This is a genomic window from Streptomyces adustus (assembly GCF_009377175.1).
GTDB lineage: Bacteria > Actinomycetota > Actinomycetes > Streptomycetales > Streptomycetaceae > Streptomyces > Streptomyces adustus.
Window position 1 is genome coordinate 1 of record NZ_VJZD01000331.1, and the last position, 8,473, is coordinate 8,473.

The following is an 8,473-nucleotide window of genomic DNA, read 5'->3' on the forward strand; positions in this document are numbered from 1 at the left end:
CGCCGTCGTCCGAGACCTGGATGAGCAGCCGGTCGTCCACCCGCCACACGTCGACCGACGCCGACTTCGCCCCGCTGTGCTTGCTGACGTTCTGGAGCAGCTCCGAGACGGTGAAGTAGGCGATGCCGGTGGCGCCCACTTCGCCTCGGTGGACGTCTACGCCGACGGGCCCGGCGCCTCCCGCCCGGTCACCGGACTGGTCCTGGTGGGCGTCGCCGCCACCGCCGTGGTGCTGCGGAGTACGCGCCGCGGCCGCGGGACGCGCTGAAGGTCACCGGCCCGGCCGGCGGCCCGCTCCCCCTTGGGGACGCCGGCCGGGCCGGTCCTCGACCGCGTGCGCACGGGTCGCGGGAGTAACCCGGCGAGCTACGCGGGAGGCTGCGCAGGCCACAGTGAGTGCATGGCCGGCCGGGGCCGGGGCCGTCCGAGAAGACTGTAGAACGGATGTGCCTGCGGGCCTAGAGGGCGTTTGACACCGGGTTCCCGTTCCGTGGCTCTCCGTCATTGCCCCAGGTGGCCCTGGAGCGCGCCGGGTCGAGGTCCCGACAGCTCGCCGACAAGTTCGGGCGACCCCGTGGGCGTACCGCGACTTATGCCAGGATTGGCACCGGGAAAAACTGCGCAGAACAGTGCACCCTAGGGGGAGTTGGATGTTTTGCACGAGGGGGGCGCGGTCTTCGGTCCGGGGCGGGATCTCCGTGGTGGCGCTGGGGGCGGCGCTGGCTGTCACGGGGTGCTCCTCGGGCGGCGGGGACGACGGCGAGCCGGGCGGCGCCGCGCGCGCCGGGGTCACCCAACAGCCCGAGCGCACCGACCCGTTCTGGGTGAACCCGGACGGCAACGCGGCACGGCAGCTCGCGTCCTACGCCAAGGCGGGCCGCGAGGAGGAGGCCGGGCAGATCCGCAAGATCGCCGAGCAGCCGACCGGCGAGTGGATCGGCCCGGAGAACCCGGAGCAGGAGGCCCGGGGCTTCACCGAGGCCGCCGACCGGGTGGGCCGCACCGCGTTATTGGTCCTGTACGACATCCCGCACCGCGACTGCGGCCAGTACTCGCAGGGCGGCGCCGGTGACGGCGACACCTACCGGGCCTGGATCGACGGCGTGGCCCGGGGCATCGGGGACCGTCCCAGCACGGTGGTCCTGGAACCGGACGCCCTGCTGCACCTGGTGGACGGCTGCACCCCGGAGGAGTTCCACGCGGAGCGCTACGACCTCCTGCGGGGCGCCGTCGAAAAGCTCAAGTCCCTGAAGAACACGAAGGTCTACCTCGACGCGGGCAACGCGGGCTGGGGCCACCCCGACCAGGTGGCGGACGCGCTGCGGCGGGCGGGCGTCGCGAAGGCCGACGGCTTCGCGGTGAACGTCTCCAACTTCTACTCCACGAAGGACTCCCTCGCCTACGGCAGGGCCCTCTCGGCGAAGGTCGGCGGCAAGCACTTCGTCGTCGACACCAGCCGCAACGGCAACGGGCCCTACGCGCAGGGCGATCCGGACGAGCGCTGGTGCAACCCGCCGGGCCGGGCGCTGGGCACGCCGCCGACGACCAGGACGGCGGACGCGCTGGCCGACGCCTATCTGTGGGTCAAACGACCGGGCGAGTCGGACGGCCAGTGCAAGGGCGGCCCCAAGGCGGGCCAGTGGTGGCCGAAGTACGCACTGGACCTGGCGCGCGCCACCCACTGATCCGGCCGGCACGGACATCCGTGCCGACGGGATCCCGGCGCCCCGGGCCGGCGGGCTCCCCGCCTCCCGGCCGGTGGGTGTCCCCCCCCCCGCCTTGAGGGGCGCGGGGACACCCACCGGCCCGCCGGCTAGGGCACCTTCACCCACTGCGCCTTGCTCGGGGTGCCCTGGTCGTCGTCCACGAACACCATGTACCAGCCCGACGGCACGAGGTCGCGGCTCTTCGGCACGGTCACCGTGACCCGGTCGCCGGAGGTCGTGAAGTCCAGCGCGACCGACCGCTGGTCGACGTCCGTGACATGGGTCGAGGCGCTCGGCCGGATCAGCCGCACCTTCCTGATCGCGGCGGCGTGCCGCGAGGTGAACGTGCCCGTGCCGCCGCGCGCGATCGTCCGCGGGCCCCCGGACAGCGACGGCCGTGCGTCCCGGTAGAGGTAGGGCGGTGTGTAGATCTCGATGCGCTGCTCGAACGTGCCCGGCTTGGTGTCGGCCTTGTCGCCGTACAGCGGGTCCGAGCCGAAGAACATCACCCGTCCGTCGGGCAGCAGCAGCGAGCCCGAGTGGTAGTTGCGGCCCACCAGCGGGTCGGCCACCCGGTCGAAGGTGTTGGTGTCCGGGTGGTAGATCCGGGCCTGGAGGATGTCGGAGTCGCCGCGCCCCCGGTAGTCCTGCGAGCCGCCCGACACCAGCACGGTGTCGTCGGGCAGCACCGAGGACTGCGGGTAGCGGGTGCCCTTCTCCAGGGTCGGCCCGTCCGTGAACGCCGGGTGGACGTCCTTCAGGTCGATGATCCGCGTCCGGTTGCTGGACAGCTTGGACTCGCCGACCCCGCCACCGCCGATCACCATGTACCGCTCGTCCTGCGCGGGCGGCAGCAGCACCGTGCCCGACGTCTCCAGCCGGTCGGGGTCGCTCAGGCCGGGCAGCTTGGTGAACCGGTTGGTGGCCACGTCCCAGACGCCCGGGTCCCGGCCGACGTTGTCGGGTCCGTAGCCCGCGTTGGAACCCGAGTAGAAGATCTTGCCGTTCTGCATCAGGAACAGCGCCGGGTACGTCGGGAACTGTCGGATCGTGGACGTGTAGGACCACTTCTTGGTCGCGGGGTCGAAGATCTCGTTCTTGCCCGGGACCAACTGACCGATGTCGTCGAGGCCGGAGACGCTGAGGATCTTCCCGTCGCTCAGGGTGGTGAGCGTCGGGTACCAGCGGGCCTCGTTCATCGGGTCGACCTTGATGTACTTCTCGGCGACCGGGTCGAACTCGTAGGCGTCCCGGATCCCCTGGAAGTCCTTCTTGTCGAGCGCGAGCTTCTGCGCGATGCCGTACGTGTTGCGGGCGTCGACCCCGGTCAGGCCCTGGATCAGATAGTTGTCCTGGGTCCCGGTCTCGTACGCCGAGCCGGACTTCTGCGCCTCGACGTAGATGCGGCCGAGACCCGGGTCGTTGCGCAGGAACCGGCCGGTCGCCGGGTCGAACACCTTCTTGGCGCGCGGTACGAGCACCGGGTCCTTGGAGACGAAGGTCCTGCCGTTCTCCTTGCCGGTGAACCGGGTGCCCGCGGGCAGGGTGATCGGCCGGTCGGGGTTCTCGTTGTGGACGATCATCAGGCCGCCGGCCTTGGTGACGTCACCCTTCAGCTTCTCGTACCGCTTGGTGCCGCCCGCGATCAGGATCCTGCCGTCGGCGAGCTGGGTGTGGCCGGTGCAGAACAGGTCGCTCGGCGTGGGCACCTTCTTGACGGTGCCCTTGACCGGGTCCCAGATCCGGCTGTCGAACTTCTTGGCGTCGAAGTTGTCCTGGTTGTTGCCCGATCCCGCCACGAGCAGGACCTTGCCGGTGTGCAGCAGGACGGCGTGGATGGTGTCCTGGCGGTACTCCTTGGGGAACTCCACGACCTGCCAGTGGCCGTTGTCGGCCTTGTACTCCGGTCTGTTGATCGCGTACTCGTGGTATTTCTCGGTCCCGAAGCGGTACATCCACGGGCCGTTCATCCCGGCCAGCGCGAGGACCACCGCCGTACCCACCGCGAGTCGCCGTGCGCGCCGCCGGCCGGCTCGCTCGCTCATTCCTTACGACCTCCGGGTCCGCCCAGGGCTATCTGCATGGTCTGGTCGCCGCTCCCGCTCGACGCGGCCCAGCTGGGCCGGGGCGCCGGGCCGTGCGCGGTGTGCGGGCCGGCCGGGGGCACCTGCGGCGGGACGGCGTCCCGCGGCTCCGGGGCGGCTCCGGCGGTCCGCTTCCCGGCCTGCCGCAGCGTGTACCGCCAGGCGAGGATCGGCGACGCGGTGATCAGCAGGGCGAGCGAGGCCCAGACCATCATCGCGGGGTGGGCGTGCCCCTGCGCGAAGCCGGCGGTGATCGACCCGGCGAAGACCACCATGAAGAACAGATGGACACGGAAGGTCCCGAACAGGGTGTCCGGGCTGGCCGAGTCGCCCTTGGGCGTCACCACGAACCTGCTCCTGCGGCGCAGCACCGTGTCCATCAGCGAGCGGGCGTAGATCGGCGCGGACAGCGCCGACATCACCATGCCGGCCACCCCGCCGGAACCCTCCGGCTCGTGCGGGGAGACGTTGTGCCGCCGGTTCCAGATGTAGAGGCCGATCTGGAGCGCCGAGGCGTTGCCGTAGAGCATCAGCCACACGGTCGGGTCGATGTCCACGCCCGAGGCGCCCAGGCCCAGGAACAGCGCGCAGCTCAGCGCCGCGAGGATCCAGTTCAGGGCCGACATCGGATAGAAGATGATCATCATCGTGTAGTTGAAGAGCTTGCCCGGCGGCAGCGAGAAGAAGCCCTTCCAGTACTGCTTGAGGATGGTCTCGTAGGTGCCCCGGGACCAGCGCAGCTGCTGGGTGAAGAAGTCCGTCCAGGCGTTCGGTCCCTCGCCGACCGCGAGCACGTCGGGCGTGTAGACCGACCGCCACTTGCGGCCCGTGGCCGGGTTGCGGTGCCGGTGGATCTCGAACCCGGTCGCCATGTCCTCGGTGATCGAGTCGTACAGGCCGCCGATCTGCTTCAGCGTCTTGATGCGTACGGCGTTGGAGGTGCCGACGAACATCGGGGCGCCGTAGAAGTTGCCGGCGCGCTGGATCAGCGCGTGGAAGAGGAACTGCTGGGACTCGGCGGCCTTGGTGACGAACGTGTCGTAGTTGCCGTAGACCTGCGGGCCGATGACGAAGCCGACGTCCGGGTCGCGGAAGAAGCCGAGCATCCGCTCCAGGTAGTTGGGCAGCGGCACGTGGTCGGTGTCGACGGAGGCGAAGTAGTCGTAGGCGTCGCCGTGCGCGTCCAGCCAGGCGTTGTAGTTGCCGTGCTTGGTCTTCGCACGGTGCGGGCCCTTGGGCCGGTTCCACTTCTCGACGCCCTTGCGGGAGAAGTGGTGCACGCCGAGCCGGGCGCAGACCGCCTTGACGTCGGGGTCGTCGCCCTCGTCGAGCAGCCATACGTGCAGCAGTCCCCGGTGGCGCAGCCGGACGGCGGCCTCCAGGGTCCGGGTCACCATCTCCAGCGGCTCCTTGCCGGGCACGAAGGAGGTCAGGAAGGCGACTCTGGTGCCGGTCTCGGGCACGACCGGGACCGGGTCGCGGGCGACCAGCGTGGCGTGCGCGTTCGACAGCACGCTCATGCAGCGGAAGAACTCGATCAGGCCGATCGAGACGAGCATGACGACGTCGAGCGCCGGCAGCCAGGAGAAGGCGGGGTAGTCACGCGAGGTCCAGTGCTCCGGCCGCAGCAGCCAGCCCAGCAGGACCAGGGACAGCAGAGGTGCGGCGCCCAGCATCAGGGCGGCCCGGATCCGGTGCGGCTCCTGCGAGAGCAGCGAGCGGTACTCCACCCGGTACGGCTTGGCCGGGTCGGGCTGGGTCAGCGGACCCGCCAGCCGGCTGTAGTGCTCGTAGTCGTATCTCGGCAGTGCCCTCTTCGCTCGGCGTAACTGGCCGGTCGAGTGCGTGGGCACTCTCAGCTGCACCGTCTCTGACGGGTCGGGATCGTGCCCGGCGCCCGTCGGTATCGACGTCATGAGTCATCCCCCCACGACACGCAGGTCTGAGCGTGTCTGTCGGTTTCTGACACCTGCCATGGCCCCCCTTGGCCCGCACAGGTGTTTCAGCGGCGAGGCGCAGTCGCCGTACCACTCATGGACACGCAACTGCGCACTCCCGGTTGCGGGGCGCCCCCCTGGACACACCCCCGTGAACGGGTTCCCTCTCCCCGTATCAACGGCAACCGGCTCCTGGTCCCCCAAGTGCCGTCAATCGACAGCATCTTGGGAAACAGGGTTGTACGGCGTCCAGCCTGATCGCAAGACGCGAAACGCGGTGTTTACCGGTCATACGCGCTCATTGTGGCAGCTGTGGGGGAGTTGTGGATCAGTTGTGGACAGTCGGGTGCGAATGTTTCCGAAGTGATCTCTTATGGCCGCTTCTGCTCGAATCGAGTCACCCGAGCGCACCGCGCGCACGATGTCCCGGTGCTGGCGGCACGTGACCAGCGGGTCCTGCGGGATGTCCGCCAGATCGGTGCGGACCCGGTGGAAGGCGTCCCAGAACGCCTCCAGCACCTCGCGCAGCAGCGGGTTTCCCAGACCCCGGTAGAGCGCGGCGTGAAAGGCCCGGTCGGTCTCGGCCAGCCCGGCCCCCCGCTCGGCCTCCTGCTCCATCCGGTCCACGAGCGCGTCCAGCTCGGCCAGACCGGACTCCGGGATGCGGCCCGCGAGCCGGGAGACCAGACCCGTCTCCACCGCCTCGCGCAGCTCCAGCAGCTCCAGCAGGCTGTCCTCGCCCCGGTAGTGCCCGGCGACCGTACGGAACGCGAGGCCTTCGACCATGGGAGCGAGGGACATGGGTCCCACGTAGGTGCCGAATCCGTGCCGGATCTCGACGATGCCCATCGCCTGGAGCGCCTTGAGCGCCTCACGCACCGAGTTCCGGCTGGCGCCCAGGAACTCCATCAGCTCGGGCTCGGTCGGCAGCGGGGCCCCGGAGGGCAGCCGGCGGTCGATGATGAGCTTCTTGATCCGCTCCTGGAGGTCTCGGGCTGCCATGGCGAGAGGGTATCCGGCCAAACAACGAAAAAGCCCCTCGCTGCTGCGAGAGGCTTCTTCCGTCGGTGCGCCGCCAGGGACTCGAACCCCGGACCCGCTGATTAAGAGTCAGCTGCTCTAACCAACTGAGCTAGCGGCGCTTGCTGACGTCGTTAACTCTACATGACGTGCGGAGGTGCTTCCGACCACGTTCCGACCACCTCCGGGCCGTCTCCCGGGCGGCCCGTCGCGGCTCCCGGCCGCTTCGGCCCCCTCCGGCCGGCCGCTGTACATCGTTCGGACCGTCAACATGCGCACCCGGAAGACAGTTGGAAAACTGATCTACGTGTACACACGCGGACAGGCCGACCTGGAGTGTGAGGGGAATCGCATGAGGACTCCGGAATTCGAGGAATTCGATCCGGCGAGCGACTGCGACTGCCCGGGCTGCGCCCTGTGGCGCCGGGTTCTGCCCTTTTCCCGCAGCCGCACGGTCGGCCATCCGGCCGTCCACCGCGTGCTGGCCGTGGCCGCCGCCTCCGCCGCGTCCGCGGCGTTCGGCGCGGTGGCCGCGGCGCCCGCCCACGCCGCCCCGCACGGACCCGCCCGGCCCGGCGTCCCCGCAGGTGACGAGCCCGGCACCCCGCAGGGCGGCAAGGCCCCGCTGCACGGTCCCGGCCGGGGGCAGACCGGCACTCCGGGTGGGCTCAAGACGAGCAGGACCACCCGTACGGAGATCATCAACCGGGCGAAGAAATGGATCGACGCGAAAGTGCCGTACAGCATGCTGGCCTATTGGTCCGACGGCTATCGGCAGGACTGCTCGGGTTTTGTCTCCATGGCCTGGAACCTGCCCGGAAACGAATGGACGGGCAGCCTCGACCAATTCGGGGAGCGCGTCACCAAGGAGAAGGTCCAGCCCGGCGACATACTGCTGTTCCACAATGCGAAGGACCCCCAGAAGGGCTCGCACGTCGTCATCTTCGGCGGCTGGACGGACCACACGCACACCTACTACACCGTCTATGAGCAGACGCCGCCGCACACCCGCCGCCAGGGCACTCCCTACGCCTACTGGAGTCACTCCGACCAGTACGTCGCCTACCGCCACAAGGGGCTCGCGCCGGAGCCGGCGGCCACGAAGCCGGCCGGCAGCGGCGGAAAACTGATCACGGCGGGCGGACGGGCGGCCGCCGGCGTGACGCCGTACCCCGGAGCGGCGTACTTCGGTCCCGGCGCGAACAACAGATACGTCGCCCAGCTCGGCCGGATACTCGTGAGCCGGGGCGCGGCCGCCTACTACGCCACCGGTCCGGGCCCCCGCTGGTCGGACGCGGACCGCAGGGCCACCGAGGCGTTCCAGCGCGCCCAGGGCTGGACGGGCGCGGCCGTGGACGGGCGGCCCGGCCCGCGGACCTGGGCACTGCTGGCCACCGGCGCGGGCCGGGACATCGCGGCCGGGGCGGGCCCGTCGGGGCCTCCCGCCGGGATCCCGGCCTACCCGGGCCGGGGCATGTTCCGGCCGGGCGCGGACAACGCCCACGTCGCCCGGCTCGGCCGCGAGTTGGTGAAGAAGGGGTTCGGCAAGTACCTCGCCACCGGGCCCGGGTCGCGCTGGGGCGAGCCGGACCGACGGGCGGTCGAGGCGTTCCAGCGCGCCCAGGGCTGGCGGGGCGGCGCGGCGAACGGCTACCCCGGGCCCGAGACCTGGCGCCGGATCTTCTCGTGACCGCCGGGCCGCGGGCCGGGCCTCGCCCCCGACCCC

General features: G+C 70.5%; 5 protein-coding genes, 1 tRNA gene and 1 pseudogene. 2 read left to right on the plus strand and 5 right to left on the minus strand.

Going from position 1 to position 8,473, the window contains the following annotated elements; all coding sequences use genetic code 11:
* A pseudogene (locus tag FNH09_RS42115) lies at nt 1-130 on the minus strand (sensor histidine kinase); the annotation flags it as partial.
* 520 nt (nt 131-650) lie between these two features.
* On the opposite strand from FNH09_RS42115, the gene FNH09_RS42120 reads away from it, so the two are divergent.
* Nucleotides 651-1,685, plus strand: coding sequence for a glycoside hydrolase family 6 protein (locus tag FNH09_RS42120; RefSeq protein ID WP_152895144.1), 1,035 nt, complete (start codon nt 651-653; stop codon nt 1,683-1,685).
* A 128-nt stretch (nt 1,686-1,813) separates the two neighbouring features.
* Here FNH09_RS42120 and glxA read toward each other — a convergent pair whose 3' ends face one another.
* The 4 genes from glxA to FNH09_RS42140 form a co-directional block, all read right to left on the minus strand.
* Nucleotides 1,814-3,751, minus strand: coding sequence for a radical copper oxidase GlxA (glxA, locus tag FNH09_RS42125; protein ID WP_152895145.1), 1,938 nt, complete (start codon nt 3,749-3,751; stop codon nt 1,814-1,816).
* On the minus strand, nt 3,748-5,706 hold the full coding sequence (locus FNH09_RS42130) for a glycosyltransferase family 2 protein (protein ID WP_152895146.1): 1,959 nt from the start codon (nt 5,704-5,706) through the stop codon (nt 3,748-3,750). The genes glxA and FNH09_RS42130 overlap by 4 nt, the downstream gene beginning before the upstream one ends.
* A gap of 309 nt (nt 5,707-6,015) precedes the next feature.
* Nucleotides 6,016-6,729 (minus strand): FadR/GntR family transcriptional regulator, encoded by a 714-nt coding sequence (locus tag FNH09_RS42135; protein WP_152895147.1) that lies wholly within the window; start codon nt 6,727-6,729, stop codon nt 6,016-6,018.
* 66 nt (nt 6,730-6,795) lie between these two features.
* Nucleotides 6,796-6,869 (minus strand) — tRNA-Lys (locus tag FNH09_RS42140).
* 230 nt (nt 6,870-7,099) lie between these two features.
* Here FNH09_RS42140 and FNH09_RS42145 point away from each other — a divergent pair.
* On the plus strand, nt 7,100-8,437 hold the full coding sequence (locus FNH09_RS42145; protein ID WP_152895148.1) for a peptidoglycan-binding protein: 1,338 nt from the start codon (nt 7,100-7,102) through the stop codon (nt 8,435-8,437).
* The last annotated feature ends 36 nt before the right edge of the window (nt 8,438-8,473 follow it).

Excerpts from the sequence above, each read along its gene's own strand:
- FNH09_RS42145 (WP_152895148.1), top strand. The coding sequence starts at position 7,100 with ATGAGGACTCCGGAATTCGAGGAATTCGATCCGGCGAGCGACTGCGAC.
- FNH09_RS42135 (WP_152895147.1), bottom strand. The coding sequence starts at position 6,729 with ATGGCAGCCCGAGACCTCCAGGAGCGGATCAAGAAGCTCATCATCGAC.
- glxA (WP_152895145.1), bottom strand. The coding sequence starts at position 3,751 with ATGAGCGAGCGAGCCGGCCGGCGGCGCGCACGGCGACTCGCGGTGGGT.
- FNH09_RS42130 (WP_152895146.1), bottom strand. The coding sequence starts at position 5,706 with ATGACGTCGATACCGACGGGCGCCGGGCACGATCCCGACCCGTCAGAG.
- FNH09_RS42120 (WP_152895144.1), top strand. The coding sequence starts at position 651 with ATGTTTTGCACGAGGGGGGCGCGGTCTTCGGTCCGGGGCGGGATCTCC.